At 57.8% G+C, this 25157-nt stretch carries 29 protein-coding genes and 1 other RNA gene; 28 read left to right on the forward strand and 2 right to left on the reverse strand.

Annotated features, from left to right (window positions below):
* Positions 1-542: DNA gyrase C-terminal beta-propeller domain-containing protein (locus tag Q7U76_14970; protein MDO8357686.1), on the forward strand; the 542-nt coding region annotated here is incomplete at its 5' end.
* 28 nt (positions 543-570) lie between these two features.
* The gene (locus Q7U76_14975; protein ID MDO8357687.1) at positions 571-1179 is read left to right on the forward strand and encodes a hypothetical protein; all 609 of its coding nucleotides are present in this window, start codon (positions 571-573) and stop codon (positions 1177-1179) included.
* Here the strand turns inward: Q7U76_14975 and Q7U76_14980 are convergent.
* A complete protein-coding gene (locus Q7U76_14980) occupies positions 1133-1621 on the reverse strand; it encodes a DUF721 domain-containing protein (GenBank protein MDO8357688.1) in 489 nt (162 codons plus the stop codon). The genes Q7U76_14975 and Q7U76_14980 overlap by 47 nt on opposite strands.
* A 131-nt stretch (positions 1622-1752) precedes the next feature.
* Between Q7U76_14980 and smpB the strand changes: the two genes are divergently transcribed.
* The 23 genes from smpB to Q7U76_15095 all read left to right on the forward strand — a co-directional run bounded on the left by smpB (position 1753) and on the right by Q7U76_15095 (position 21805).
* Positions 1753-2232, forward strand: coding sequence for an SsrA-binding protein SmpB (gene smpB / locus Q7U76_14985; GenBank protein MDO8357689.1), 480 nt, complete (start codon positions 1753-1755; stop codon positions 2230-2232).
* A gap of 187 nt (positions 2233-2419) precedes the next feature.
* A complete protein-coding gene (locus Q7U76_14990; protein MDO8357690.1) occupies positions 2420-2863 on the forward strand; it encodes a DoxX family protein in 444 nt (147 codons plus the stop codon).
* A gap of 27 nt (positions 2864-2890) precedes the next feature.
* The gene (locus tag Q7U76_14995) at positions 2891-3748 is read left to right on the forward strand and encodes an NAD(P)H-binding protein (GenBank protein ID MDO8357691.1); all 858 of its coding nucleotides are present in this window, start codon (positions 2891-2893) and stop codon (positions 3746-3748) included.
* Between the two features lie 14 nt (positions 3749-3762).
* A complete protein-coding gene (locus Q7U76_15000; protein MDO8357692.1) occupies positions 3763-4644 on the forward strand; it encodes a pirin family protein in 882 nt (293 codons plus the stop codon).
* Positions 4644-5300, forward strand: coding sequence for a DsbA family oxidoreductase (locus Q7U76_15005; protein MDO8357693.1), 657 nt, complete (start codon positions 4644-4646; stop codon positions 5298-5300). The genes Q7U76_15000 and Q7U76_15005 overlap by 1 nt, the downstream gene beginning before the upstream one ends.
* On the forward strand, positions 5300-5734 hold the full coding sequence (locus Q7U76_15010; protein MDO8357694.1) for a VOC family protein: 435 nt from the start codon (positions 5300-5302) through the stop codon (positions 5732-5734). Before Q7U76_15005 ends, Q7U76_15010 begins: the two co-directional genes overlap by 1 nt.
* Positions 5731-6102 carry an ester cyclase gene (locus Q7U76_15015; GenBank protein MDO8357695.1) on the forward strand — a complete coding sequence of 124 codons (372 nt, stop codon included), beginning with the start codon at positions 5731-5733 and terminating at the stop codon, positions 6100-6102. The genes Q7U76_15010 and Q7U76_15015 overlap by 4 nt, the downstream gene beginning before the upstream one ends.
* A gap of 33 nt (positions 6103-6135) precedes the next feature.
* On the forward strand, positions 6136-7242 hold the full coding sequence (locus Q7U76_15020) for an NAD(P)H-dependent oxidoreductase (GenBank protein ID MDO8357696.1): 1107 nt from the start codon (positions 6136-6138) through the stop codon (positions 7240-7242).
* A gap of 59 nt (positions 7243-7301) precedes the next feature.
* A complete protein-coding gene (locus Q7U76_15025; protein ID MDO8357697.1) occupies positions 7302-7748 on the forward strand; it encodes a VOC family protein in 447 nt (148 codons plus the stop codon).
* Positions 7749-7825: 77 nt separating this feature from the next.
* On the forward strand, positions 7826-9010 hold the full coding sequence (locus Q7U76_15030; GenBank protein ID MDO8357698.1) for an efflux RND transporter periplasmic adaptor subunit: 1185 nt from the start codon (positions 7826-7828) through the stop codon (positions 9008-9010).
* Positions 9011-9023: 13 nt separating this feature from the next.
* Complete coding sequence (locus Q7U76_15035; protein ID MDO8357699.1) at positions 9024-12203, forward strand: multidrug efflux RND transporter permease subunit; 3180 nt, start codon at positions 9024-9026, stop codon at positions 12201-12203.
* The gene (locus tag Q7U76_15040) at positions 12196-13611 is read left to right on the forward strand and encodes an efflux transporter outer membrane subunit (GenBank protein MDO8357700.1); all 1416 of its coding nucleotides are present in this window, start codon (positions 12196-12198) and stop codon (positions 13609-13611) included. Before Q7U76_15035 ends, Q7U76_15040 begins: the two co-directional genes overlap by 8 nt.
* A 7-nt stretch (positions 13612-13618) precedes the next feature.
* Positions 13619-14215, forward strand: coding sequence for a nitroreductase family protein (locus tag Q7U76_15045; protein MDO8357701.1), 597 nt, complete (start codon positions 13619-13621; stop codon positions 14213-14215).
* A gap of 168 nt (positions 14216-14383) precedes the next feature.
* Complete coding sequence (locus Q7U76_15050) at positions 14384-15115, forward strand: glucose 1-dehydrogenase (protein MDO8357702.1); 732 nt, start codon at positions 14384-14386, stop codon at positions 15113-15115.
* Between the two features lie 10 nt (positions 15116-15125).
* Positions 15126-15515: a RidA family protein gene (locus Q7U76_15055; GenBank protein MDO8357703.1), complete on the forward strand. Its 390-nt coding sequence runs from the start codon at positions 15126-15128 to the stop codon at positions 15513-15515.
* 28 nt (positions 15516-15543) lie between these two features.
* A complete protein-coding gene (locus Q7U76_15060) occupies positions 15544-16188 on the forward strand; it encodes a DNA-3-methyladenine glycosylase 2 family protein (protein ID MDO8357704.1) in 645 nt (214 codons plus the stop codon).
* 10 nt (positions 16189-16198) lie between these two features.
* Positions 16199-17080 (forward strand): MBL fold metallo-hydrolase, encoded by an 882-nt coding sequence (locus Q7U76_15065; GenBank protein ID MDO8357705.1) that lies wholly within the window; start codon positions 16199-16201, stop codon positions 17078-17080.
* Positions 17081-17082: 2 nt separating this feature from the next.
* Positions 17083-18717 (forward strand): hypothetical protein, encoded by a 1635-nt coding sequence (locus tag Q7U76_15070; GenBank protein ID MDO8357706.1) that lies wholly within the window; start codon positions 17083-17085, stop codon positions 18715-18717.
* An 18-nt stretch (positions 18718-18735) separates the two neighbouring features.
* Positions 18736-19668, forward strand: a complete 933-nt coding sequence (locus Q7U76_15075) for a VTT domain-containing protein (protein MDO8357707.1) — start codon at positions 18736-18738, stop codon at positions 19666-19668.
* 80 nt (positions 19669-19748) lie between these two features.
* Positions 19749-19955, forward strand: a complete 207-nt coding sequence (locus tag Q7U76_15080; GenBank protein MDO8357708.1) for a hypothetical protein — start codon at positions 19749-19751, stop codon at positions 19953-19955.
* A gap of 18 nt (positions 19956-19973) precedes the next feature.
* Positions 19974-20201 (forward strand): DUF1772 domain-containing protein, encoded by a 228-nt coding sequence (locus tag Q7U76_15085; protein MDO8357709.1) that lies wholly within the window; start codon positions 19974-19976, stop codon positions 20199-20201.
* A gap of 74 nt (positions 20202-20275) precedes the next feature.
* Positions 20276-20625: a transfer-messenger RNA gene (gene ssrA / locus Q7U76_15090) on the forward strand.
* A 211-nt stretch (positions 20626-20836) separates the two neighbouring features.
* Positions 20837-21805 (forward strand): SUMF1/EgtB/PvdO family nonheme iron enzyme, encoded by a 969-nt coding sequence (locus tag Q7U76_15095; protein MDO8357710.1) that lies wholly within the window; start codon positions 20837-20839, stop codon positions 21803-21805.
* Positions 21806-21848: 43 nt separating this feature from the next.
* On the opposite strand, the gene aqpZ is transcribed toward Q7U76_15095, so the two are convergent.
* A complete protein-coding gene (aqpZ, locus tag Q7U76_15100; protein ID MDO8357711.1) occupies positions 21849-22538 on the reverse strand; it encodes an aquaporin Z in 690 nt (229 codons plus the stop codon).
* A 161-nt stretch (positions 22539-22699) separates the two neighbouring features.
* Here aqpZ and Q7U76_15105 point away from each other — a divergent pair, with 161 nt between their 5' ends.
* The 3 genes from Q7U76_15105 to Q7U76_15115 all read left to right on the forward strand — a co-directional run bounded on the left by Q7U76_15105 (position 22700) and on the right by Q7U76_15115 (position 24643).
* Positions 22700-23518, forward strand: a complete 819-nt coding sequence (locus tag Q7U76_15105; protein MDO8357712.1) for a polyphosphate kinase 2 family protein — start codon at positions 22700-22702, stop codon at positions 23516-23518.
* A gap of 10 nt (positions 23519-23528) precedes the next feature.
* Positions 23529-24218: a DUF4412 domain-containing protein gene (locus Q7U76_15110; GenBank protein MDO8357713.1), complete on the forward strand. Its 690-nt coding sequence runs from the start codon at positions 23529-23531 to the stop codon at positions 24216-24218.
* A 122-nt stretch (positions 24219-24340) separates the two neighbouring features.
* Positions 24341-24643 carry a hypothetical protein gene (locus tag Q7U76_15115; protein MDO8357714.1) on the forward strand — a complete coding sequence of 101 codons (303 nt, stop codon included), beginning with the start codon at positions 24341-24343 and terminating at the stop codon, positions 24641-24643.
* Positions 24644-25157 lie beyond the last annotated feature (514 nt).

Genomic DNA, 25157 nt, shown 5'->3' on the forward strand with positions numbered 1-25157 from the left:
TGGAGAAGGGAGATCGGCTCCTCAGCGTGCATGTCACCGCCGGCCAGCGGGAAATCCTGTTGGGCACGATGAAGGGTATCCCGATTCGCTTCAAGGAAGACGAAGCCAGGCCGATGGGCCGCACGGCGCACGGGGTGCGCGGCATTACGCTGGAAGAAGGCAACGAAGTCATCGGGATGGAAACCATCACTCCCGACTCCACCACGCAGATACTCACGGTTACTGAGGGTGGTTATGGCAAGCGCACGCCGGTGAATGAGTATCGTATCCAGGGACGTGGAGGGAAAGGCATTATCAGCGTAAAGACCAATGAGCGCAACGGGCTTGCTGTCGGGTTTCTTCAAGTCCGAGACGGCGATGAAATCATGCTGATGGCCGCTCACGGCAAGGTGCTTCGGTGCAAGGTGGATGAGTTCCGCGAGATCGGCCGCAATACTCAGGGCGTTCGCATTCTCGATCTCGATGGCGAGGGCGACCGGGTTGTGGCTGTCGCGCGGTTGGCGGAAGCGGTTGAAGTGCTCCCTGAAGAGGGTAGCGCGTAAGGGGTAGCGCGGCGTTATCCTCTTTACCATGCACGAACAGAATGCTTCTTCAACGACCCCGTCCGAATCTCAGCCGAAGAAGCCGCTGGATACGGTCGTCAAGATGGCCCTCGGTGTGTTCGTCGGGTCGTTTGTCCTGATCTGGGGCGGGATGTATCTGAGCCGTCCCGATCGTTCGATCCCTCCTTTTAGCATCGGATCGCAAGAAGAGACGGCCGTTGCGATTCATGTCCCCTCGTGGACGAGCGATCAGGAAATCGAAACGCTGATCGAGCGTTTCCGCAAAGTCGGCCGCGAATCGAGAAATTTCGGGTCGCTCAAAGTGAGGCCGACGACGCCGGACGATCCGACCAACCGCTACCGCCGACTCACCCTCTATGTGTTTTCTCTCGATGCCTGGGCTGATCCGATGATGCTTCACAAGTATCTGACCGGTGAAGATCGGGATGTGCGCGACGGGTTTCGAAAAGCCTTACGGGGGCTGTATCAGATTACGGAGTCGGACGAAGAAGGGCGGATCGGTCCTATGCTGGAGGGTCCTGAGACGCCGGCGACGAAGGTCTATGCCCACCAGCTCTTCAAAGGACCGCTCAACGTGCCTTTGGTCCAGGCGGTTGAGCCAGTGCCTGCGCCATGAGCTGCGCCAGGTGATTGCGGAGCTCCGGGTCTTGAATCGTGGTCACATGCGCCGAGATCTCCGCGAGTAGCGCGTCGCTCGGTGGGGAGGCCGGCGCGTGATGCACCTCAGGCACTGCGGCAGCACGGTCGACTTTCGGCAACGTCCCTACCCGCAATACGATGTCCGTAATGAGTTCTGAACCAACTACTCTGTTGAGCTTTTCGATGAGCGTCGGTTTTAGGAAGGTGAGTTGGTGGAGCCAGACACTATTGTGGACTAAGAGGTAGAGTTTCTTGTATCGAATCTGATCGGGCCAGGTATTCGAGGCCATGGGTTCCCCGACGATGGAGACCCAATTCCGCCGCAAGCGGCTTTCGAGCAGTATGGATTCGAGCCCAAGACGGCGAACCAGTCCTTCGAGGACGCTGAATACTGAATCGTTGGAGCTGAGTCCGCCCATGGGGCCATCATAGCAAAATCGGTTGAGGCAATCAGTAGCCGGCTCCCGGTCATACTCGGATGGTCTTTTCCTGGTATTCTAGAACGAATGCTGTCCGCGCTTATACTTTGGCAATGAAAGTCTGATGCCTGATGGGGAAAGAGAGAGAGAGTTTTGAACGGCCGGTGGTCACGAACCGTAAGGCGTACCACGACTACTTTATTGAAGAGAAGTTCGAGGCGGGTATCATGCTCCAGGGCACGGAGGTCAAGTCTCTCCGTGAGGGGCGCGTGAACCTGTCAGATAGTTATGCCAGTGTGAGAGAAGGGCAGATATTTCTCCACCATTGCCACATCAGTCCCTACAGCCACGGCAACCTTTCGAATCATGAACCGCTCCGCACCAGGAAACTCCTGCTCCATCGCAAGGAGATCAATAAACTCCTCGTCAAGACGCAGCAGCAGGGGCTGACGATCATCCCGCTCAGAATCTATTTTTCCAATCGTGGCCTGGCCAAAGTCGAACTCGGGTTGGCGAAAGGCAAAAAACAGCATGACCGCCGGGAATCCGACAAGACGCGTGAAGCCAGCCGCGAAGTGGAACGGGCGATGAAAGGATCGCGGCGCGATTAATTCGCACGGGTCCGTTTCCTGCTGTCTCGCTCGAACCGATTGATCCCACTCACAATTTTACAAAGAAAAGAGGGGACGGATTTTCTCTATTGATATTGTGCTAACTAGGACTATTATAATCGACATGTCGGGCAGTGCAATGTTCGGCGATCGGACGAGGTGGTTAGACCATTCAAGGAGGTGTGTGATGCGGCAATTATTTTACACAGACAACAACTGGGCCGGTCTTATTCTCCGTGTAACACTCGGACTGGTGATGTTTCCGCATGGAGCCCAGAAATTATTGGGCTGGTATGGCGGGTTCGGATTCGCCGGAACCATGGGATTTTTCACGGAGACCATGCATTTGCCTTGGATCGTCGCCTTCTTGGTGATCGTGGGAGAGTCCTTCGGCAGTATCGCTCTGTTGCTCGGGCTGTTGACGCGCTTCACGGCGGCGAGTTTCATCGTGATCATGCTTGGCGCCATTACAACCTCGCATCTCACAAACGGATTCTTTATGAACTGGTTCGGGAAACAACAGGGTGAAGGTTACGAGTATCATCTCTTGGTGATCGGCATCGCTGTGGCCTTGCTCATCACAGGCGCGGGCCGGTGGTCAGCGGATCGTATCATCACTGAGAAGTTGTAACGGTTGCCGGGCACAGGAGGCTCCATCATGTTTGTTGTTGTGGGTGCCACAGGGAATACAGGATCAGCGGTCGTCGAGACCTTGCTCAATCGGAAGCAGCCGGTACGAATCGTGGTGCGCTCGGCTGAGAAGGCTGCGTCTTGGAACGCGAAGGGGGCGGAGGTTGCGGTCGCCTCGTTGGAGGATGTGCCGGCGATGACGAAAGCCTTAGAAGGCGCGTCGGGTCTCTATTTGCTGGTTCCACCAAACTACGGGGCAACGGCCTGGCTCTCCGAACAACGGCAACGGATGGATCAGGCCGCGGAAGCCGTGAAGGCCAGCGGAGTTCCGCACGTCGTCTTCTTGTCGTCAATCGGCGCCCACATTGCGAAAGGCACAGGGCCTATCCAGGCCGCTCGTTATGGCGAGCAGGCGCTCGGGGCTGTGGCCAAGCATCTGACCGTCCTGCGTCCCTGTTATTTCATGGATAACTGGGTACCGGGGATCGGTATGGCCAAGGGGCAGGGCCGCCTGCCGACCTTCATCGCGCCGATGGCGAAGGTGCCGATGATTTCGACCAAGGACATCGGCCGCACGGGAGCTGAACGGTTGATTGCGGGCGGCCAGGGCAAACAGGTTGTGGAGCTGGCGGGTCCCGAGGAATATAGTCCGGAAGAGGTGGCCGCGGCCCTGGGCCAGATTCTTGGGAAGTCGGTGTCGACGCAACATGCGCCGCTCAGCGCGGTGGTGCCGACGTTCACGTCGTTCGGCTTCTCCACGGAAGCGGCAACCTTATTCGAAGAGATGTACGCAGCATTCGCCAAGGGCGCGATTGGATACGAACGTCCTGAGCAGCGTATTCGGGGTACGGTGACGCTTGCCGAGGCATTACGAGGCCTGGCGTAAGAAAGGAGGCCATTATGGCCACAGATACGACAACAGCAAAGCCCGTACTCGGTGTTTATCAGCCTGGGTCCGCATACATGGTCGGCGATGGATTTCCCGTAAGGAATCTCTTCCCGAGTAATGACCTCGATCGAGCAGTCGATCCGTTTCTCATGCTCGATTATGCGGGGCCGCAGTACTTCTCTCCTACGGACCATCCGCGTGGGGTTGGAGAACATCCACATCGCGGGTTTGAAACGGTCACGATCGTGTATGAAGGCGTATTGGCCCATCGCGACTCCGCCGGTCATGCCGGGGTGATCGGACCTGGCGATGTGCAATGGATGACGGCGGCGTCCGGGATCGTCCACGAGGAGTTTCACGAGAAGGCATTTGCGAAAAAAGGCGGCACGCTCCACGCGATTCAGTTGTGGGTGAATCTGCCGCGCGCGTCAAAAATGTCTCCGCCGGGCTATCAGACGATTCTGAACGCCGATATTCCGGCTATTGATCTGGATGGTCATGGGACATTGAGGGTGATCGCCGGATCATATTTAGGACAGAAAGGCCCGGCGCGTACGTTCACGCCGATTCACTTGTATGACGTTCAATTGAACGCGGGAGGTCGTGTCTCGTTGACGGTGCCCGAGGGGGACAACAGCTCGATCTTTGTGCTGCGGGGCCCTGTCTCGGTGAATGGGTCCTGGGAAGCCGGTGAAGCCGAACTCATCGTCAATGAGCGGAACGGCTCGCAGATTCTGATCGATGCGCAGGCGGACAGCCGCCTGTTAGTCATGAGTGGCACGCCGATCGATGAACCGATCGCCCGGTACGGTCCCTTCGTGATGAACACGAAGGCCGAATTGACGCAGGCGGTGCAGGACTATCAAGCGGGCAAGATGGGACATTTATCGTGATGGAGACGAAGCTTCACATCGAGGTCTATTCCGATGTCGTCTGTCCCTGGTGTTATGTGGGGAAGCGTCGGTTGGAGCGGGCACTGAGTGACTCGAAGGGTCTGGTAAAGCCGGCGATCACCTGGCGGCCGTTTCAACTGAATCCGACGATGCCGAAAGAAGGCCTCGAACGCACAGCCTATCTCGAAGCGAAGTTCGGAAGCTTGGATGCGTTTCGCCAGATGGAAGAGCAGGTCCTTGCGGCTGGCGCTGATGAGCATATTGCCTTTGCGTTCGACAAGATTGCGCGGACGCCCAATACCTTCTTGGCCCATCGGCTGATTTGGTATGCGGGACAAGAGGGGTGCCAAAACGCCATGGTCGACTCGCTCTTCAACGGCTACTTCGAAGAGGGTGCGGATATCGGGTCGCACTCAATCCTTGCGCAGTTGGCCGACCGTGCCGGGCTCAAGGCCGAGCCATTTCTCAGAGGTCAGGATGGAACGGCAGAGGTGAAGGCTGAAGAATCGGCGGGACATCGGCTCGGTATTCGCAGCGTCCCTTATTTCCTGCTGAACGGGACCTATGCGCTATCCGGCGCGCAGCCCCCGGATCGATTCGTTGCAGCCTTCAAGAAGGTCGAAGTGGATCAGCTGACAAGAAAGGCAGGTGCGTAATGGCCGTTCAGGTCTATGGCTGTAACCATATCGTGATCGAAGTGACCGATGCCAAGAAGGCGGTGCAGTTTTATGCCGATGTCTTTGGTTTGACCATGCTCACCGGTGGCGAAGGCGCAGCCTGGTGCAAGCTGGGCGAGCATCAATTCATGGCGATCTTTGAAGTGGAGACATTGCAACCGGACCGTGTGAAACATTTCGGTCTGATGGTCCGGGATGCCAAGCAGATCAAAGAAGTCCGGCGTAAGTTGATGAGCAAATACAAGCTGAAGATGCGGCCGGGTTTTCGGTGCGACTTCCGCGATCCCTGGGGAAACCGTATTCAGGTTGGCGATCTCAGCGACGAATCGCTGGTCTGGCTTCTTCCCTATCAGGAAGTGCAGAAGGCCGGGATTACATTCACGAGCCAACCTCGAAAGGAGAAACAATCATGAGCGCGGCGAATCTACAACAGCGGCTGAACGATCTGTTGGGCTACATCCGTCAGGGCAAGATCATCGAAGCAGTCACGGAGTTTTATGATAAAGACGTGAAGATGCAGGAGAATGCCAATCCCCCAACGATAGGCCAGACGGCAAATATCGAGCGGGAAAAGCAGTTCATGAGCGGCGTCAAGGAGTGGAAAGGATTCAACGTGACGGCTCAGGCTGTGAGCGATGACACAACCTTCTATGAGTGCAACATGGACTTCATTGCCACCAATGGGCAGCCGGTCCATATGGAGCAAGTGGTGGTGGCGAAGTGGAAGAACGGCAAGATCATCCACGAGCGGTACTACTACGATAGCGGTGCGAGCAAGTAAGGCACCGAGATCTCATCACCGAGGGAGCCTGTGATGCCGGACAGACAATGGACGGACATTGGAAGCGTCGAAGAGCTGAAGAAGACGCCTCTGCAGGAAGTCTCTTCCGGGAAGACAACCATCGCGCTGACGTATAAAGACGGCTTGTTTGCCGCGATCTCCGGGGTCTGCAATCATGTCGGTGGTCCATTGGGTGAGGGCACGATCGACGGCGACTATGTGGTCTGTCCCTGGCACTACTGGAAATTTCATCGCCAGACCGGTCAAGGAGAACCGGGGTACGAACAGGATCAGGTTCCTGCCTATGCGACCAAAGTGGAGAACGGCCGGCTCTCTATCGACCTGTCGTCGGCGACGAAACGAAAGAAGCAGAAGCACGAGCCCCATCCGCTCGCACGCCCGGTGGTGCGCCAGGCCGGCCCGATCCGCGTCGTGGGGATCTCGACGACGGCTATGACGACGGAACATCCACGGTACAGCACGTCCGACGCGATGTTGGACGTGGCGCTGGACCATGCCCGGAGCGCGCTGAAACTGGAAACGCAATGCATTAAGCTCCGCGAGTTGAACTTTCGATCCTGTGAAGGGTTTTATTCCAAATCGGCTCAGGCCTGTACCTGGCCCTGTTCGATCACTCAGATGGATCCGAGGGATCAGCTCGACCGCGTGTACGAAGCGATCGTGCATTGGGCCGATGTGATTCTGATATCCACCCCCATCTGCTGGGGCAACGCCAGTAGTCTGTATTACAAGATGGTCGAGCGGATGAACTGTATCCAAAATCAGGAGACCATTGCGAATAAACACTTGCTCAAGAACAAGGTGGCGGCATTCATCATCATGGGCGGGCAAGATAACGTCCAGGGGGTGGCTGGACAACTCATGACCTTTTTCGCCGAAGTCGGCTGCCAGTTCTCACAGTTTCCATTCATTGCCCATTCAAGGGGTTGGAGTGCCGAGGACATGGAGCGGAATGTCAAAGAGGTCCAGAATAGCCAGGAACTTCGGAAAGGGGCGCAAGAACTCGTTGTGCGCGCGGCGGACTTGGCGACGCTCATGATCGGCGGTCAGATTCCTGAGCATCCGCTTGCCCGTGGTGGACGGAAGGCCCATCAGCTCGATCGTGAGCCGACCGGGTAAGTCATCGGTAGAGGTAGAATGTATTTACGAATCGTGTCTCCTATCTGTGGGGTGCAGGAATGAGGGCTCACTATCTCGGCCATGTCGTGTTCTATGTGAAAGATCTGCAGCAGTCCCTTGCCTTCTATCGGGATCTGTTGGGCTTCAAGGAGGTTGGACGGATTTTCAACGGTGCGGCGGCAGCGCTGACCTCTGGACGGACCCATCACGAGCTGCTGTTGATTCAGGTCGGTGCTGCGCCTGGTCCACTCGAAGGACGCCGTCGAGGGCTCTATCACATCGGTATCAAGGTCGGAGATAGTCTCGACGAGTTGCGTACGGCGAAGAAAGAGCTGGAGCAGGCCGGGATCACGATCGACGGCATGAGCGATCATACGGTGAGCCAAAGCCTCTATCTGCGCGATCCGGATGGGAATGAGATTGAGTTGTATGTGGACGCAGATGAATCGGTATGGAAGAGCGATCCGGCGGCTGTGGTGTCGCCGATCAAGCCCCTTGTGCTCTGATCGTAGGTGCGAGGTAGAGAACTCTGAGCATAAAGAGGTAGACTGAGCGGCTCCTCTACAATGGAATTGGTTTGATCATGGTAACAAGACATAGGGTTGCACATATCGTGTCCTACGGGCTTTCGGCTGTTTTGCTGGCTGTGCCTGTTGGCTGTAAACAAGATGCGGGATCCGCCCCGGCTCCTCAGGTCTCGCAAGTCGAGGTAATGACGGTGGTTCGTCAGACGATCCCGGACGAACCGGAATTTATCGGGCAAGCCGAGGCTTCGCGTCCGGTGGAGATCCGTTCGCAAGTGACCGGCCTGCTGAAGGCCGTGCTCTATCAGGAGGGGCGTGACGTCAAGAAGGGCGACCGCCTCTATCAAATCGATCCCGTTCCCTTCCAAGCCGCCGTGGCGATCGCGAAAGCCAAGATTGCCGAGGCGGAAGCGAGGCTGGTGCAGGCGAAACAGGATCTGGCGCGTGTCAAACCGCTTCTGGCGGAGCAGGCGGTGAGTCAGAAAGATGTCGACGATGCCGTGGCCGGCGATCTCACCGCCAAAGCGCTGCTGCAAGGGGCGAAGGCGGAGTTGACCAAGGCGCAGTTCGATCTCGACAATACGCTGATCACGGCCCCCATTACCGGATTGATCGAACGGAGCCGCTACTACGAAGGGCGCCTAGTCTCTGCGCAAACGGATTTATTGACGGTGGTCCATCGTGTTGACCCTATGTATGTCGTCGTGAGTGTCCCGGAGACGTTTATCCTCAAGCGGCGGCGGGACATCGAGTCGAAGAAAATCACCCATCCGGGGGTCTACCAGTTGCGAGGACAGCTCACACTGATGGATGGCTCGGCCTATGCGCATGAAGGGGTGCTCGATCTCCTGGAGCCAGGCTTGCGAACGGAGACCGGATCACGTCAAACCAGAATCACCTTTCCCAATCCCCAGCGCAGTCTTCTGCCGGGGCAATTTGTGAAGGTGCGGTTTACCGGCGATACGAAGACGGACGCAATCCTCATTCCCCAGCGCGCCGTGTTACAGGGCCCGCAGGGTCCTTTCGTCTATGTGGTGAATCAAGACGAGAAGATCGCCATTCGCGACGTGGCCGCGTCCGACTGGAAAGGGGACCAGTGGCTCATCGACAGCGGCCTCAACCAGGGCGATCGCGTGGTGGTGAATGGGCTGATGAAGATCGGTCCCGGCGCTCCGGTGAAGGCCATTCCCTGGGGAGGGACGAATGTCCCGGCCACGGACGTCACTCCTCCCACCTCTCAATAAGGATAGATTGGTTGTGACGTCGCACGTCTTTATCGACAGGCCTATTCTTGCGTCGGTGGTCTCCATCGTCATTGTGGTGATGGGCCTGCTCGCGCTGCAGTTTCTACCTGTCGCCCAGTTTCCGGAGATTACCCCGCCGGTCGTGCAGATCGATGCGGATTATCCAGGCGCCAGCGCGGAAGTTGCCGCAGAATCAGTCGCCCGGCCGATCGAGGTCACGCTTCCCGGCATCGATAATTTATTGTATTTCGATTCCACTAGCAGCAACGATGGACACGTCACGATCAAGCTGACGTTCGAGATCGGCACCGATCCTGACATCGCTCAGGTCCAAACCCAGAACCGTGAAAAGCTCGCCGAGCCGCAACTGCCGACGGAAGTCATCCGGCAGGGTGTCACCGTCAAGAAGGTGTCTCCGGACCTCGTCGCAGTCATCGTCCTGAAGTCCACGGATCCCCGCCATGACGCGGTCTTCCTCTCGAACTATGCCACGCTTCGGCTGGTCGACGATCTGAAGCGGGTCAAGGGCGTCGGGGATGCGCTGGTATTCGGACAGCAGAATTACAGCATGCGGATCATCCTCAATCCCTTGCACATGGCGAAACTGGGTCTCATGCCGACCGACATCGCGGCGATCATTCGAGAGCAGAATCGCGATTATCCAGCCGGGACGATCGGGCGGGAACCGGCGCCGAAGGGCACCGAGCTGACGATTCCGATCATCACGAAGGGCCGACTGACCGATGTAAAGGACTTCGAGGAACTGATCGTGCGTGCATTGCCGGACGGCTCCACGGTCCGGCTGAAGGACGTCGCGCGCATCGAACTGGGTGCCCAGTCCTATGCCCTTGAGGGGCGCTGGAACAGCAAGCCCACGACATTTATTTTGACGTTTCTTTCTCCCGGGGCGAACGCGCTGGACACCATTCGTCGCGCACGCGCGCAGATGGATGAGCTGGCCAAGAACTTCCCCCCCGGGGTGTCCTACGATATTCCCTACGACACTACGCGCTTTATCGAAGTCTCGATCAAAGAAGTGGTCAAGACGTTGGCCGAGGCCATGGTCCTGGTGGTGCTCGTGGTCTATCTGTTTCTCCAAAGCTGGCGTGCCACGATCATTCCAACCGTCGCTGTGCCGGTCTCGCTGATCGGCACCTTCATTGGCCTGTATGCGTTGGGATTCTCGATCAATACGATCACCCTATTCGGAATGGTGCTGGCCATCGGGATCGTGGTCGACGACGCGATTGTGGTCGTGGAAAACGTTGAACGGCACATGCGTGAAGATCGTCTCTCGGCCAAAGACGCGGCGAAGCGGGCGATGAGCGAAGTGACGTCGCCGATTATCGCCATCGTGTTGGTGCTGGTCTCTGTCTTCGTCCCCGTCGGTTTTGTCGGCGGGATCACGGGAGCGCTCTATAAGCAATTTGCCGCGACGATTGCGATCTCGGTCACCGTGTCCGGCTTTGTCGCGCTGACCCTGAGCCCGGCGCTTTGTGCGATGGTCCTCCTCCCGCAGCATGAAACGCGTGGTGGGTTTTGGGCTTTCTTCGACCGGACGTTCGGGCGGACGCAGCGTGGTTATATGGGTGTGGTCGGCGCCTTCATGGTGCGGCCGGTTGTCGTGATGCTGTTGTTCGGAGTGCTCCTCGCCGTCTCGACCGGTCTCTTCAAGGCGCTGCCGAAAAGCTTCCTTCCGGAAGAGGACCAAGGGTATTTCATCGTCGTCGCGCAACTACCGGACGGCGCATCGAAGCAGCGGACCGATGCGGTGCTCGAACGGGTCGAACGGTATTTTCAGGCAAACCCGGCGGTTCATTCAACCGACGCGCTCTCCGGCCAAAACTTCGTCTTTGGCACCAGAGGGCCGAACTCGGCGACGATGTTCGTGCCGCTGACACTCTGGGATGAGCGCGCGGAGCCGCAGAATCATGCGAAGGCGTTGGTCGGGGCGGCCTATGGAGAATTTGCGAAGATCCCTGAAGCCTTGCTGCTGGCGTTCAATGCGCCGGCGATTCGTGGCGTCGGGGCGGTCGGCGGATTCTCTGCACAGCTGCAAGACCCCAGCAGCGGAGACTTTAAGAAGTTTGCGGCGGTCGCGCAGCAGTTCGTCGATCGGGTACAGAAGGAGCCGGCCATCGGTCGGGTCGGGACGAACTTCCGTGTGTCCTCGCCGCGGCTGTACGTGCATGTGAATCGGGAGCGGGCGAAGGCGCTGGGAATCCCGATTTCTGACATCTTCGACACGCTGCAAGCCTACTTCGGGAATTTCTACATTAACGACTTTGTCAAATTCGGCCGCGTCTATCACGTGCAGACAGAGGCGGAGGCGGAGTATCGGGCCACCCCTCAGGATATTTCGAAGATCTATGTGCGGGCTCAGGGTGCCCAGGGCTTCAACATGATTCCCCTCGACACGGTGGTAACGACGGAGTATCAGAGCGGACCGGATCCGGTGAATCACTTCAACGGATATAATACAGCCCTGGTGTTGGGTGCTGCAGCGCCAGGCTACAGTTCTGGTCAGGCGCTCGAAGCGCTCGATCGCGTGGGCAAAGAGGTGCTCGTGCCGCAGGGCTACGCGATCGACTACAGTAACATCTCCTTCCAGGAACGGCGGGTCGGCGGCCAGTCCACCCAGGTCTTTGCCGTCGGTCTCTTGATGGTGTTTCTCGTGCTGGCCGCCCAGTTCGAGAGCTGGGTGGTTCCCTTCGCGGTGATCCTGGCCGTGCCCTTCGCCATTTTCGGCGCCTTGTCAGCCGTGTGGATGCGCGGTTTCGAGAACGATGTGTATTTCCAGATCGGACTGGTAACCTTGATCGGCCTGTCGGCAAAAAATGCGATTCTGATCGTCGAATTTGCCAATACCCGCTATGAAGCGGGACGCCCGTTGATCGAGGCCGCGCTGGAAGCGGCCCGGTTGCGGTTCCGGCCGATCATCATGACCTCCATGGCCTTTATTTTTGGGATGGTCCCGTTGGTCGTGGCTTCAGGCGCGGGGGCCTCAAGCCGTCAGTCGATTGGAACCGGTGTGATGGGTGGGATGCTCGGGGCCACCTTCCTTGCGATCTTTTTTGTGCCGCTCTTTTATGTGGTCATTCGTCGGCTGACCCAGCGTCGTGTATTGGCAGAGCCAGTCGCGGAGGAACTATCGATGACATCATCTCCGGAGGATCAGGCCCAAGATGCGTAAGCCAGTTGTCATTGGCCTCTCGTGTTTTCTCATGTCCTGCGCGATGGGACCGGACTACGAACGCCCCAAGACGGATATGGCAGAGAGCTTTCGGATGGCCGACGCATCGCTGGACGCTCCGTCGATCGCGAATTTGCCTTGGTGGGAACTCCTGCGCGATGAGCCGTTGCAACAGTTGATGCGTATCGCGCTGGAAGAAAATAAGGATCTCCAGCGCGCTGTCGCAGTGGTCGATGAATTCCAAGCCCGTGCACTGATCGCCCGCTCGGACTATCTTCCAGGAATGTCCGTTTCCGGGAATGCACCGTCCTTGGGACGGAAGACGATCTTCCTCTTTCCCGGTTTTGCCAATCCCTTCAACTATTATCTCCAGGGCACTCTCACCTGGGAGCTTGACCTCTGGGGCCGTGTGAGGCGCTCGAACGAAGCGGCTCGTGCCGATCTCCTCTCGAAGGAAGAGAATCGGCGGGCGGTGGTGTTGCAACTTGTGAGCGGCGTCGCAGAAAGTTACTTCAACCTGCTCCAGTTCGATATGCAGTTGGATATCGCCAAGCGGACGTTGCAATCCTGGGAAGAGTCGGTTCGCATTGCGCAAGCCAGGCTGAAACAGGGCATGACGTCGCGCCTCGACACGGATCAGTTTGAAGCGGAACGAGCCAACGCTGCTGCACGGATGGCGGAGCTCGAACGGCAAATGGTGCAGGCGGAAAACCAATTGAGCGTGTTGCTGGGGCGCAAACCATTTTCGATTCCCAGGGGCCGTGCCCTCACGGATCAGGTAATGCCGCCTGCCGTACCGCCCGGTCTGCCTTCGGAACTGTTGCAGCGACGGCCGGACTTGCTGCAGGCAGAACAACAGCTCGCAGCCGCGACGGCCCGTATCGGAGCGGCCAAGGCTGAGCGCTTTCCCAAGATTTCACTCACGGGGTTGCTTGGTGTGGCCAGCCCGCAGCTATCCCAGCTCTTTACCGATCCCGCCTCCTTTGGTGTAGCCGGGGTTGGACTGGCTGCGCCGTTGTTGAACGGACAGGTCCTGGGGTTTCAGCAGGAAGCGGCGGAGGCGCAAGCCAGGCAGGCTGTCGCGCAGTATGAACAGACGGTCTTGACCGCGTTTCGTGAAGTGGAAGATTCACTCGTGGCGGTGCGGACGGTGCGAGTGCAAACCGACGCGCAGCAACAACAAGTGACGGCCCTGCAGTCAGCGCTCAAGTTGGCTGAACTCCGTTATAAGGGTGGATTGGCGAACTATCTTGATGTGCTCGTGGCGCGGCGGAATCTCTTTGAGGCGGAATTGTCCCTGACCGGCACGCGCCGTCTGCATCTGGTCTCGGTGGTGCAACTCTACAAGGCTCTTGGCGGCGGTTGGTCTCCCGAGATGGCCCGACAAAAAGACCTGAGCAAAGGATAATAGGGTTATGGATAAACCGGCAGAGACGCAGTATCCCATCCACGACCTGTTACGTCAGCGGTGGAGTCCCCGCGCCTTCGACAATCGGCCGGTCGAGCCGGAGAAGCTCCGCAGTCTGTTTGAAGCGGCTCGCTGGGCGCCGTCATCGAATAACGGACAGCCTTGGCGTTTTTTGGTTGTGACCAAAGAGAATACGACCGAGTACGAACGATTGTTCAACTGCCTGGTCGAAGGCAATCAGAAATGGGCCTACCGCGCGCCGGTGCTGATGTTATCCGTGGCGCAACTTCAGTTTGAGGACGGTTCGCCGAATGCCCATGCATTGCATGACACGGGCATGGCGGCAGAGAACCTCGTGCTGCAGGGTACGGCGTTGGGGCTGGTCGCCCATCAGATGGCGGGGTTTCGAAGCGATCAGGCGAGGGCGGACTGTCACATTCCCGAGGGCTATGTGCCGGTGGCCATGATCGCGGTCGGGTATCCGGGCGATCCTGCCGTGCTGTCGGATCGCCTGCGGGCAAGGGAAGTGCAGCCAAGAGTCCGGAAGCCCCTCACAGAGTTGGTGTACTCGGCAACCTGGGAACAGCCCTCGCCTCTTCTCTGATAAGGAGTGAGTCGAGAGACTGTTCAAGGATCGAGTCGAAACAGGGTATCCACCAAATCGTCGATGAGGCAGTGAGTCTTTATCGACTCGCTCGGCTCGCGTATTGTTCTGGTTTCAATGAGTAGTAGCAGAGAGATATCCGGTACTCAGCACGGTAAAGGAGATAACATGGCCTCACTCAGTGGAAAGGTGGCGATCGTGACCGGATCGTCCAGCGGAATCGGGCGAGCGATCGCGGAGCGCTTGGCCGAAGAGGGCGCGATTGTCGTGGTGAATTACGGGACCAGTGCTGAGAAAGCGCAACAGGTTGTCACGGGCATTCAGGCCAGGGGCGGGAAAGCCGTTGCGGTGCAATCCGACATCAGTCAGGTGGCGGAGGCCCGCCGGCTCGTGATCGACACGGTGAAGCAGTTCGGGCGGCTGGATATTCTCGTGAATAATGCCGGGAAGTTTATGCCAAAACCCCTCATGGACACGACCGAAGCCGACTTCGATCAGGTGATCGGCTTAAACGCCAAGGGTCCTTACTTCGCGATGCAGGAAGCGGCTAAGACCCTTAAAGAGGGTGGCCGCATCGTGAACATTTCCACCGATGGAACCCATTTGAGTTTTCCAGGCGCGACGGCTTATCTTGGCAGCAAGGGTGCGCTGGAACAGTATACGAAGGGACTGGCGCAGGAACTCGCTTCACGTGGGATTACGGTGAATACCGTGTCGCCAGGGTTTACGGAGACAGGCATGATGACCGAGCCGTTTCGCCAGATCGGTATCCAGATGTCGCCGTTGAAGCGGCTGGGTACACCCAAAGACATCGCCGATGTGGTGGCGTTCGTCGTCAGCGAGGAGGCCCGTTGGTTGACGGGCCAGAATATTCATGCCGGCGGCGGCATCGTGATGTAGGAGGAAAGAGATGGGACGGCAGAATATTTCCACTGGTGGTCCTTGGGAAGCGAAGATCGGCTATTCACGGGCGGTGCGTGTTGGTACCTCGATCTCCGTCTCCGGTTCGACGGCGATGACCTCTTCCGGCCTGGTCGGCAAGGGGGATCCCTATGCCCAAACGATTCAGACCTTCAAAACGATCGAAGCGGCGCTCCAGCAGGCCGGCGCTTCGCTTGCCGATGTCGTGCGGACGCGCATCTACATGGCGAACATCGATCAATGGCAGGAGGTGGGCCGCGCGCATGGTGAAGTGTTCGGGACCATCAGACCTGCGACGACGATGGTGGAGGTGAAGCGCTTGATCGATCCCGACATGCTGGTTGAAATCGAAGCCGATGCCATTATGAGTCATGGCTAGAGCTTGTTCGACGAGTGGATAGGATCGGATGACCGGGCATTGTCCTGAGACGAAGTTTCTGGCGAGGGTCGATCCAGTGATGCGCCGGTTGATCCGCGAGGTGGGCCCCTTCACGTTAACGCCCCGAGCGCGTCGGTCGCCGTTCGAGTCCTTGGCACGAGCGATTGCGAACCAACAACTGCACGAGAAAGCTGCTGACAGTATTTTGCGCCGGTTCGTTGCCCTGTTTCCGGCTCGGCGTTTTCCTCAACCGGCCGATCTACTGGCGATGGACGAGCAGATGATTCGAGGCGCTGGGTTTTCGCAGGCGAAGGTGGCGGCGCTTCGCGACTTGGCTGCGAAGACGCTCGATGGTACCGTGCCGCACGGTCGTGTCATCAAGAGGCTTGAGGACGATGCGATTGTCGAACGTCTCGTGGCGGTGCGCGGCGTCGGACGTTGGACGGTCGAAATGTTGCTGATCTTCCAGCTGGGCCGTCCCGATGTCCTGCCGGTCGACGACTTCGGTGTGCGTAACGGGTTCCGCATCGCCTACGATCGGCGTGCGATGCCGGCGCCCAACGAGGTGTTGCGATACGGAGAGCGCTGGAGACCCTATCGCACGGCGGCGGCTTGGTATCTCTGGCGTGCGGCCGATCGCGCGAAAGAAGAGGGCGTAGGAGTCATCCTCTAGAGGTTGTGGTATGGCCGATCAGAAGAAACGACTCGATTCCAATATCGCTGGAAATTTCTATGTCGATGCGACCTGTATCAACTGCGACACCTGCCGCCAATTAGCTCCGATGAGCTTCGAGGAAGTCGGCGATTTCTCGGCAGTCACCAGCCAGCCGGCCGAACAAGGGCTTCTCCATCAGGCCTATCAAGCGCTACTCGCCTGCCCCGTCGGTTCGATCGGCACCGAGCACAGTGACAAGTCTCTGATGCAGGACGCGATGGCCAGCTTTCCGATCCATCTGGAGGGCGGTGTCTCCTACTGTGGCTTCAACTCAGAGAAATCGTTCGGTGCGAACAGCTTTTTCATCGAACATCCTGACGGCAACTGGCTCATCGATTCGCCGCGCTACATCAAGCATCTCGTCGAGGCCTTCGAACGAAAGGGCGGCATTGCCCGCATCTTTCTCACGCATAAAGACGATGTGGCCGATGCAGAGAAGTACGCTGCACATTTCGGCGCGAAGCGGATGATTCATCGGGCGGACATCGAAGCGGTTCCGGATGCGGAATGGATCATCGAAGGAGTCGACAGCGTCGAGGTCTCGCCGGAGTTTCTGATTATTCCTGTGCCAGGCCATACGGCAGGCTGCATGGCTCTCCTCTACAAGAATCGGTTCCTTTTCACGGGTGATCATCTCTGGTGGGACTCCGAGCAGAAGATGCTCGGCGCTCCGAGCCGGCTGGTCTGGAGAAAACATGTGCTGGTGGACTCGATCAGGAAGCTCCTCGACTACCCATTCGAATGGGTTCTGGCCGGGCATGGGGATCGGACGCGATTACCGGCTGATGAGATGCGCGCGAAGTTGCAGGCGTTGGTCGAACGTCGCCAGCCCACCAGGGTGGGGTCATAGCGATGTTTATGCGGCTGGTCCAGTGGGTCGATCGCAACATTCTTTCCCTCGGCCGTGATATGCGGCTCTCGTACCTGCCGCCGCTCATGGTCTACATGGCCTACGGGATCTCGGGCCTTACCGGTATTGTCGGAACCTTCTTCGTCAAAGACTACCTGGGACTTTCCGCTTCGTTCCTTGCCGCGTTGGGTTTCTGGGCCGGCATTCCCTGGGCATTGAAGATGCCCATCGGACATACGGTCGATCTGTTATGGCGCTGGAAAGGCTGGCTCGTGGGCCTTGGAGCCGGGCTGTTGGCCGCCAGTCTGGCCATCATGGCGGCGTTGATCGGTGCCCGCGAGGGGATGACCGCAATCCTACCAGCCGAGGTCTGGTTTGTGATGAGCGCACTCCTGGCTCCTATCGGGTATGTGCTGCAGGATGCGGTGGCGGATGCGATGACGGTCGAAGCCGTGCCTCGTGTGGATGAGCGAGGGCAGCCATTCGATGAGCCGACAAGGAAGCTCATGCATACGACGATGCAGACGCTTGGCCGCGTGGCGATTGTCGGAGGCGGGATCCTGGTGGCGATGATCAACGTCTATGTTTTCACCGGGACGGAAGGGCTTCCACAGGCAGAGATCGTACGGCTGTATAAGCAGGTCTACCTCATGGCGCTTGTCATCCCCTTCGTCTCAGTTCTTGGGTTGGGGGTAGCCTGGTGGCTGCAACGGCAACATTGGCAACAGCTTGTTCAGCAGGGTTTCTCGCGTGAGCAGGCTCGGCAAATGGTCGATGCACGGGAATCGTCCGGCGAACCGACGAAGCCCAATTGGTACATTCTTGGCGGGAGCTTCGTGTTTGTCCTCTTCACTTTGACGGTCGGTTTCGGCGGCTTCTCCTATAGCGAAGAGATTGTGTTTGCCGGCTCGATGGCCATTGTCCTGTTTCTGATGTCTCGACTGGTGCGGGAGCTGGAGCCTGACAAGCGATTCACCCTGGTCGGGACAGCCGTGGTGGTCTTTATCTTTCGCGCGATTCCAGGAACGGGGCCTGGGACGACCTGGTGGATGATCGACCATCTGAAGTTCGATCAGCAGTTTCTCTCCATCCTCTCGCTGATCGGGAGCACCCTCACGCTGGCTGGCATGTTTGTCTTTCGCCGTTTTATGGCCGAGCGGTCGATCGCGTATGTGGTGGGGTTTCTCACGGTGATCGGTACCGTGCTGACCCTTCCAATCGTGAGCATGTTCTACGGCTTGCATGAATGGACGGCGAGCATGACCGGAGGTGTGGTCGATGCCCGCTTCATTGCGCTGATCGATACGGCGCTGGAGTCGCCCCTCGGTCAAATTTCCATGATTCCGATGCTCGCCTGGATTGCGAACAGTGCCCCCGCAAATCTGAAAGCCACGTTTTTTGCCGTGATGGCGTCGTTCACCAATTTGGCCCTGTCGTTGAGCCAGCTCGGAACCAAATATATGAATGATGTCTATGTGGTCACGCGGGAGGTTCATGACCAAGCCTCCGGTGCGATTCAGACTCCCGCCGACTACAGCCAGCTCGGCTCCCTCCTCATCGTGCAGTTATTGTTAGGTCTGGCCCTCCCTTTCGCCGCAATTGTGTTTGCCAAGGTCACTCGCTTCAAGAGCGCCTGACATGAACGGGTTTGCCGTATGACCACCGTGCAGTTTCTTGTCGATCACGGCGCCTCGGTCCTGTTCTGGGTTGTGTTTATCGAACAGGTGGGCCTGCCGATTCCTGCTATTCCCCTCTTGATTGCCGCCGGCGCACTCGTAGGAGCCGGCAAGATGAGCGTCCTGACCGCGCTGCTGATTCCTGTTGCCGCGTCGCTGCCTCCCGACCTCGCCTGGTATTACCTGGGTCGGTTGAAGGGGGGGAAGGTGCTGGGTTTCTTATGCCGGATGTCGATGGAGCCAGACTCCTGCGTGAGGGATACGGAAAATCTCTTTCATCGGCATGGATGGCGCGCGCTGCTCTTTGCAAAGTTCATCCCTGGATTCAGCACGGTGGCTCCTCCGTTGGCCGGCATCGTGGGCATGGGGGCCGCAAGGTTTCTCTTGTACGATACAGCCGGGGCGCTGATTTGGGTCGGGGTCTGCGCCGGAATCGGCGCGCTCTTCAGCAACCAACTTGAACAGGTTGCTCTGCTCATTGACCAGACCGGTGGCTGGTTTCTCATGATCATCGGGGTCGGCCTGGTCGGATTTATCGCCTATAAGTTCCTTCACCGGCAGAAGTTTCTGCGAGATCTCCGAATGGCGAAGATCACCGTGGATGAATTGAAGCAGCGTATGGATGCCGGCGATCTCATCACCATTGTCGACGTGCGGCATCCGATGGCTCTGGAGTTGGATCCCGAGACGATCCCAGGATCCTTGAACTTTCGGATGGAGGAGATCGAACATCGCCATCACGAAATTCCGCGCGACCGGGACATTATCCTCTACTGCTCCTGTCCGAACGAAGTGTCCAGTGCCCGCACCGCATTTCTTTTGAAGAAGAAAGGCGTCCACCGTGTCCGTCCGCTCGAAGGGGGCCTCGATGCCTGGCGGGAACGGAAGTTTCCGATTGAGCGGCGCAGCTGATAGAAACTGGTTCCAAGCTACGGGATACTCCCTGGTGATAGCCTGGGCCTGCTCGAAGCGTGCATGAGAAGGAGGAGCTTATGGTCATCGGTCTATTCGCGCTAGTCCTTGCATCGTTATTCACAGGAGCGGCCTTCTATATTACGTTGGTGGAGCAGCCAGCGCGTCTGGGGCTTGAGGATCGGGCTTTGCTGGCAGAGTGGAAGCCAAGCTACAAGCGCGGCTTCAACCTGCAAGGATCGTTGGTTGCCGTGACGGCTCTGGTCGGGGTCATCGCCTATATTTAGACCGGACATTGGTTATGGTTGACCGGTGCCCTCATCATTTTTGCTAACTGGCCCTATACACTCATCTTTTTGGTACCGACCAATAACAGGTTGCTGGCCATTCCCCTGGAGTCCGCCGGACCAGAGACCCGCAGGATGATTGAGGCGTGGGGGCGAGGACATTTGGTCCGCGGTTGTCGCATTCTTCTTGGCGGCCTTCTCCTGAGTAGCCAGATCGGTCCTACATCATCTCTGGCAAACCCTTGACCTGTGCAGTATGATGAGTATCTAAGACGTGAGCGAGGTTCCTCTCATGTCTTCCGTTTCACGCAAACAAGAAAGGGGGCGACCGGAATCGACGGGGATACTAAGGTCAGCGGTGCATGTCGAGCTCTCGGGGTCTCGTAAATCCTCCGGGAAAATGTAACTGCAAACCAAGAATTTGCACTCGCAGCTTAAATAACTGCGACGTTCCTCCACCTGAGGCCCGCGGGGGTGGTCGGAGCGCGATACAGCGGGCTGGTCCAAAGCTGGTGCTCAGCGGCTGAGGACGAGACAATACTGGGCTAGTGGCCAGTCTAAGCTAGCCGGTGGGCGTGGGTGGCTGCGAAACTAAAACGATCGGCTAAACATGTAGATCCGTTGTGCTGAAGGTCTTCGGACAGGGGTTCAACTCCCCTCGCCTCCACCAAATCGCGCATCGTGCGTGCCGCCGGCTCTTCATCGCTGTATTGCGATGAATGCCGGCGGGTCAAATCTGCAGTCTTTCTTGTCCTCTACCATATGAAATAGCGTATCGCCCATTCGAGACTGGCAGAAGAGTAGATTTGTCCTCACGGTTTTCGGTACCCTGGTCTGGTGGTGCACGAAGCACCTGCTCTTTCACGGAGACGAGACCGTCGATGATGCAGTCTCGGAACATGATTCACGGCATGATGTTCGGCTTGTTGTCGGTGTTATGGATCACCAACGATCTTTCACTGGCGAATGAAGCGCCGCTTGCCAAGCCGGAGCCGGTTCCAGCACCAGCTCAAGTTCCAGCCCCAGCCCAACCCAAGCCCCATGTGGCAGAGAGTGAACCGAAGCCACCTGGAAAGGTACATCCTCCTTCTACTGCTGGAGCCACCTCAAAGCCGGTCAGTCCGCCCCAACTGCCTGCCGAGATCACCGGAAAAGATGCTGTTCCCATGATGCTGGTCCCAGCCGGTGAGTTCACGATGGGGAGCGACAAGGGTGATGACGACGAGCAGCCGATCCATCGTGCCTTCCTCGACAGTTTCTATATGGATAAGTTCGAAGTGACGAACGGCCGATTTGCGAAGTTTGTCGAGGCGATTCAGAGTGAACCGCCTTGGGGCTTCGCGGATAAGGAGACCCCGGTGGTCCATTCGGATCGTCCGGTCCGATGGGTGAACTGGATGGAAGCCATGGGTTATTGTCTCTGGGCCGGGAAGCGATTGCCGACCGAGGCAGAATGGGAGAAAGCCGCCAGAGGTGCGGATGGAAGGATCTATCCCTGGGGGAGTGATGCGCCGACGCCGGCCCATGCGGTCTTCGGGTTAAAAGAAGGGGCGGACACGGTTTCTCCCGTCGGCAATCGCGACAAGGGGAAAAGTCCCTATGGTGTCCACGATCTGGCGGGCAATCTGTACGAATGGGTGACCGACTGGTACGACGAAGAGTTTTATAAGAAGAATCCTGCCATCAACCCGCGTGGACCGGTCGAGGGCACCGCGAAGGTGCAACGCGGCGGCTCCTATATCAACAATCCCTATCGGCTCCGGTCGTCTTTTCGGACGAAAGGCGATCCCACCGAGCATGATCCGAACGTCGGATTTCGCTGCGCCCAGGACGCCCCGAAACTGCCGTAGCCTGTTCTCTCTCTTCTCGCTCTGTGCCTGGAGAACTCCAACCTTATCGTTTCGGGCTGCCTGCGATCAGAGGATAGGCGACTCCTGCCAATGCGGCACCGATGATCGGGGCGATCCAGAAGAGCCAGAGTTGGCCGAGCGCCCAGCCTCCCACGAAGAGGGCGGGGCCAGTGCTGCGCGCCGGGTTGACGGAGAGATTGGTGATCGGGATGCCGATCAAGTGGATGAGCGTCAGGCCCAGGCCGATTGCGATGGGCGCGAAGCCTTGGGGTGCGCGGCTGTCGGTGGCTCCCAGGATAATGAACAGAAACATGAAGGTGAGTACGACTTCGGTGAGGAGCGCGGCCATGAGCGAATAGCCGCCCGGGGAATGTTCTCCGTACCCGTTGGAGGCGAAGCCGCCGAGGTCAAAGCCAGCTTTCCCGCTGGCGATGAGATAGAGCGTTCCGGCTCCGAGGACCGCACCGAGTACTTGGGCGCCGATGTATCCAGGGAGATCGCTGGCCGGGAAACGTTTACCGACCACGAGGCCCACGGAGACGGCCGGGTTTAGATGGCAGCCGGAAATATGGCCAATGGCATAGGCCATCGTGAGGACGGTCAGTCCGAAAGCGAAGGATACACCGAGCAGGCCAATCCCGACTTGTGGAAAGGCGGCGGCCAGCACGGCGCTCCCGCATCCCCCGAACACCAGCCAAAACGTGCCGATCGCTTCTGCTGCCAGTCGATTCATCGTTCATCCTCCCGGTAGGTGTACTGCTGAGCCGCACTATGCCCGTGGTTTCGATAAATCGCAAGGTGGGAGGCGTTCATGTGCCAGGCCTGGCACTATATTCTTTGTTCGGACCGGCGTATTTTTATGGAGATACTACCACGAGGCGGAGGGAGGCACTGATGAAAGACTATCGAGTAAAGCCGGGACGCGCGTTGTCGCTCGCACGATTCGACCCTGATGACAGCGGTGACTACAAGAAGACCGATCAAGGAAAAGAGAAAGCCAAGGCCATCACGGCGGGGTTGATCGGTCGGCTGGGCGAACTCCAAGAGCGGCTTTATGCGAACGGGACTCGATCCTTGCTGGTCGTGCTGCAGGGAATGGACACCAGCGGGAAAGACGGCACGATTAGGAGCGTGATGTCGGGGGTGAACCCCCAGGGCTGCAAAGTTGTGTCATTCAAAGCTCCGTCGTCCGAGGAGTTGAGCCATGACTTTCTGTGGCGCGTGCATCAGAAGGCGCCGTCGAAGGGCCAGATCGGTATCTTCAATCGCTCGCACTATGAGGATGTCTTGATCACCCGCGTCCATGGATGGGTGTCTGACAAGGTGGTGAAACAACGGTTCAATCAAATTAAAGAATTCGAGGGGCTGCTCGCTGAAAACGGGACAACTGTGCTCAAGCTCTTTCTGTACATCTCGAAAGACGAACAGAAAGAGCGGCTGGAGGAACGTATCCGAGATCCGGAGAAGCGCTGGAAATTCAACGAGGGGGATCTTGAAGAGCGGAAGCTGTGGAAGCCCTACATGGATGCGTTCGAAGACATGATGGCCGCCACGAGCACTGATTGTGCTCCCTGGTATATTGTGCCTGCCAACCGGAAGTGGTATCGCAATCTTGTGGCCGCGGAACTTGTAACCAACGCATTGGAAGCGATGAAGCTCACGACACCACCGGCGCCTGAAGGCATCGACTTTTCCACGTTGAAAATTGTGTAAGAAAAACCGAATGAACAAAATCCACAGGGCGAGCAGTGACGTGGGCATCACATTGTTAGCGGTGGCCTTGTCGGGTCTGGTCTGGCTTGGGTATCCGAGTCTCGTGCGCGCTGGTTCTTTTGAAGGCGTGGTGGTTATGAAGAGATCGTCTGATGGCGAGGTGAGCACGCACAAGACCTATTTCAAAGGTGAGAAGATGCGTGCCGATGGTGAGAGGAATGGAGATTACATGGTGTGGGATTCCACGACCCAAGAAGGATTCGTCGTGGAATCTCAAGAGCGGAGCATGATGATTCTGCCACGGAATCATCTGAAGTCTGAGGACGTCAAGAAGATGTTCGAGGGCACGACGGTGACGAAGACCGGGAAACGCAGCAAGGTGGCTGGATATCCCTGTGAGATCTATGTGGGCAAGGACGATGACGGAACCAGCGAAGTCTGCGTTGCGAAGGGCATCAGTAACGCGGCGTTCTACGGGTTACTGTCCAGTGATCCTGCAGGTGGTGGAGGTTATCCTTCCTGGGTCCGCGACATCATCAAAGACGGCGGCTTTCCTCTCCGCGACATCGAACGAGACGAATCAGGAAAAGAAGCATCTCGTGAGGAGGCGATTCACATCAAGGCCCAACGCTTAGACGACAGTCTGTTTGCTCCTCCGGTGGGTTACCGGACGGGGGAGTACGCGCCGATCATGAAATAGGCAGACGGGGCGATAGGGCGATCCCCATCATCGTAGGCACTTGAATCTATGTAGACTGTTCGATAGGCTTCCCCAAGCCGCTCGTTCCCCGGGCGGTTCTCATCATTTAGGAGGAACTTCAGATGCGCAGATCAATGTCTGTAACGTTGACGATGTCCATGATGGTTCTGGGATTGTCTTCAGTCGTCTTCGGGCAAGCTCCGTCGCTCAGCGATATGCAGCAAAAGCTCGATCAGGAGATGGCCAATGCCAAGCGGTCCGCAACGGAATCCAATTCCAGCGCCCGCCAGGCAGCGAGTGACAAGAAATCTGAAGCCGAGCAGAAGATGAGCGACATGGCTGCCCAGCATAAGAGCCAGGCCGAAGGGAAGATGACGGAAGAGATTGAAAAGGCAAAACGGAAGGCCCAGGGCACGGGCTATTAGGGGTACTTACGTTTCGGCGTTGTCTGTGGGGGGATCAGCCATCAGGTTGATCCCCCCTTGTCGTTTGTGAAGGAAGCCGCAAGTGGTGGTCGGGGGTCCGAATGTGGCTGCTACGAAGGCTTCTTTTCATAACCGTAGGACGGTATTCGCTCCTGAAAGGCTTGCGGGTGTCCGCACAAAAAATAATGGCACCCCATTGACACGTTTTACTAATGGGCGTATGAGGAAAGTACGGCCCATTCATTCACTCGATCAGAGGGACCGGACAGACCGCGCGGCTGTCAACGGGTCCCCCGCACACTTTCTCAAGAGAGGAGGGTAGCGATGGATGATCTCACTCCACCTGACCACATAGGCCCGTCGACTCGAAGGCGGGGCTTCTGATTGATCGTGTTAGCCGGTTCTCCACTGGCTGTGCCGTAACGGCACCAAAGACCAATAGGTTATCAGCCGATTTCATCGTGGAGAACTCGACGCTGGCCGAGGCACACAAGCTCCGGGGATGCATGCATGT

This window comes from Nitrospirota bacterium, assembly GCA_030645475.1.
In the GTDB taxonomy this organism is placed as follows: domain Bacteria; phylum Nitrospirota; class Nitrospiria; order Nitrospirales; family Nitrospiraceae; genus Palsa-1315.

What these genes read in the sequence shown, in the direction of transcription:
- Q7U76_14975 (MDO8357687.1), top strand. Translation starts at nt 571, where the DNA reads ATGCACGAACAGAATGCTTCTTCAACGACCCCGTCCGAATCTCAGCCG.
- Q7U76_14980 (MDO8357688.1), bottom strand. Translation starts at nt 1,621, where the DNA reads ATGGGCGGACTCAGCTCCAACGATTCAGTATTCAGCGTCCTCGAAGGA.
- smpB (MDO8357689.1), top strand. Translation starts at nt 1,753, where the DNA reads ATGGGGAAAGAGAGAGAGAGTTTTGAACGGCCGGTGGTCACGAACCGT.
- Q7U76_14990 (MDO8357690.1), top strand. Translation starts at nt 2,420, where the DNA reads ATGCGGCAATTATTTTACACAGACAACAACTGGGCCGGTCTTATTCTC.
- Q7U76_14995 (MDO8357691.1), top strand. Translation starts at nt 2,891, where the DNA reads ATGTTTGTTGTTGTGGGTGCCACAGGGAATACAGGATCAGCGGTCGTC.
- Q7U76_15000 (MDO8357692.1), top strand. Translation starts at nt 3,763, where the DNA reads ATGGCCACAGATACGACAACAGCAAAGCCCGTACTCGGTGTTTATCAG.
- Q7U76_15005 (MDO8357693.1), top strand. Translation starts at nt 4,644, where the DNA reads ATGGAGACGAAGCTTCACATCGAGGTCTATTCCGATGTCGTCTGTCCC.
- Q7U76_15010 (MDO8357694.1), top strand. Translation starts at nt 5,300, where the DNA reads ATGGCCGTTCAGGTCTATGGCTGTAACCATATCGTGATCGAAGTGACC.
- Q7U76_15015 (MDO8357695.1), top strand. Translation starts at nt 5,731, where the DNA reads ATGAGCGCGGCGAATCTACAACAGCGGCTGAACGATCTGTTGGGCTAC.
- Q7U76_15020 (MDO8357696.1), top strand. Translation starts at nt 6,136, where the DNA reads ATGCCGGACAGACAATGGACGGACATTGGAAGCGTCGAAGAGCTGAAG.
- Q7U76_15025 (MDO8357697.1), top strand. Translation starts at nt 7,302, where the DNA reads ATGAGGGCTCACTATCTCGGCCATGTCGTGTTCTATGTGAAAGATCTG.
- Q7U76_15030 (MDO8357698.1), top strand. Translation starts at nt 7,826, where the DNA reads ATGGTAACAAGACATAGGGTTGCACATATCGTGTCCTACGGGCTTTCG.
- Q7U76_15040 (MDO8357700.1), top strand. Translation starts at nt 12,196, where the DNA reads ATGCGTAAGCCAGTTGTCATTGGCCTCTCGTGTTTTCTCATGTCCTGC.
- Q7U76_15045 (MDO8357701.1), top strand. Translation starts at nt 13,619, where the DNA reads ATGGATAAACCGGCAGAGACGCAGTATCCCATCCACGACCTGTTACGT.
- Q7U76_15050 (MDO8357702.1), top strand. Translation starts at nt 14,384, where the DNA reads ATGGCCTCACTCAGTGGAAAGGTGGCGATCGTGACCGGATCGTCCAGC.
- Q7U76_15055 (MDO8357703.1), top strand. Translation starts at nt 15,126, where the DNA reads ATGGGACGGCAGAATATTTCCACTGGTGGTCCTTGGGAAGCGAAGATC.
- Q7U76_15060 (MDO8357704.1), top strand. Translation starts at nt 15,544, where the DNA reads ATGACCGGGCATTGTCCTGAGACGAAGTTTCTGGCGAGGGTCGATCCA.
- Q7U76_15065 (MDO8357705.1), top strand. Translation starts at nt 16,199, where the DNA reads ATGGCCGATCAGAAGAAACGACTCGATTCCAATATCGCTGGAAATTTC.
- Q7U76_15070 (MDO8357706.1), top strand. Translation starts at nt 17,083, where the DNA reads ATGTTTATGCGGCTGGTCCAGTGGGTCGATCGCAACATTCTTTCCCTC.
- Q7U76_15075 (MDO8357707.1), top strand. Translation starts at nt 18,736, where the DNA reads ATGACCACCGTGCAGTTTCTTGTCGATCACGGCGCCTCGGTCCTGTTC.
- Q7U76_15080 (MDO8357708.1), top strand. Translation starts at nt 19,749, where the DNA reads ATGGTCATCGGTCTATTCGCGCTAGTCCTTGCATCGTTATTCACAGGA.
- Q7U76_15095 (MDO8357710.1), top strand. Translation starts at nt 20,837, where the DNA reads ATGATGCAGTCTCGGAACATGATTCACGGCATGATGTTCGGCTTGTTG.
- aqpZ (MDO8357711.1), bottom strand. Translation starts at nt 22,538, where the DNA reads ATGAATCGACTGGCAGCAGAAGCGATCGGCACGTTTTGGCTGGTGTTC.
- Q7U76_15105 (MDO8357712.1), top strand. Translation starts at nt 22,700, where the DNA reads ATGAAAGACTATCGAGTAAAGCCGGGACGCGCGTTGTCGCTCGCACGA.
- Q7U76_15110 (MDO8357713.1), top strand. Translation starts at nt 23,529, where the DNA reads ATGAACAAAATCCACAGGGCGAGCAGTGACGTGGGCATCACATTGTTA.
- Q7U76_15115 (MDO8357714.1), top strand. Translation starts at nt 24,341, where the DNA reads ATGCGCAGATCAATGTCTGTAACGTTGACGATGTCCATGATGGTTCTG.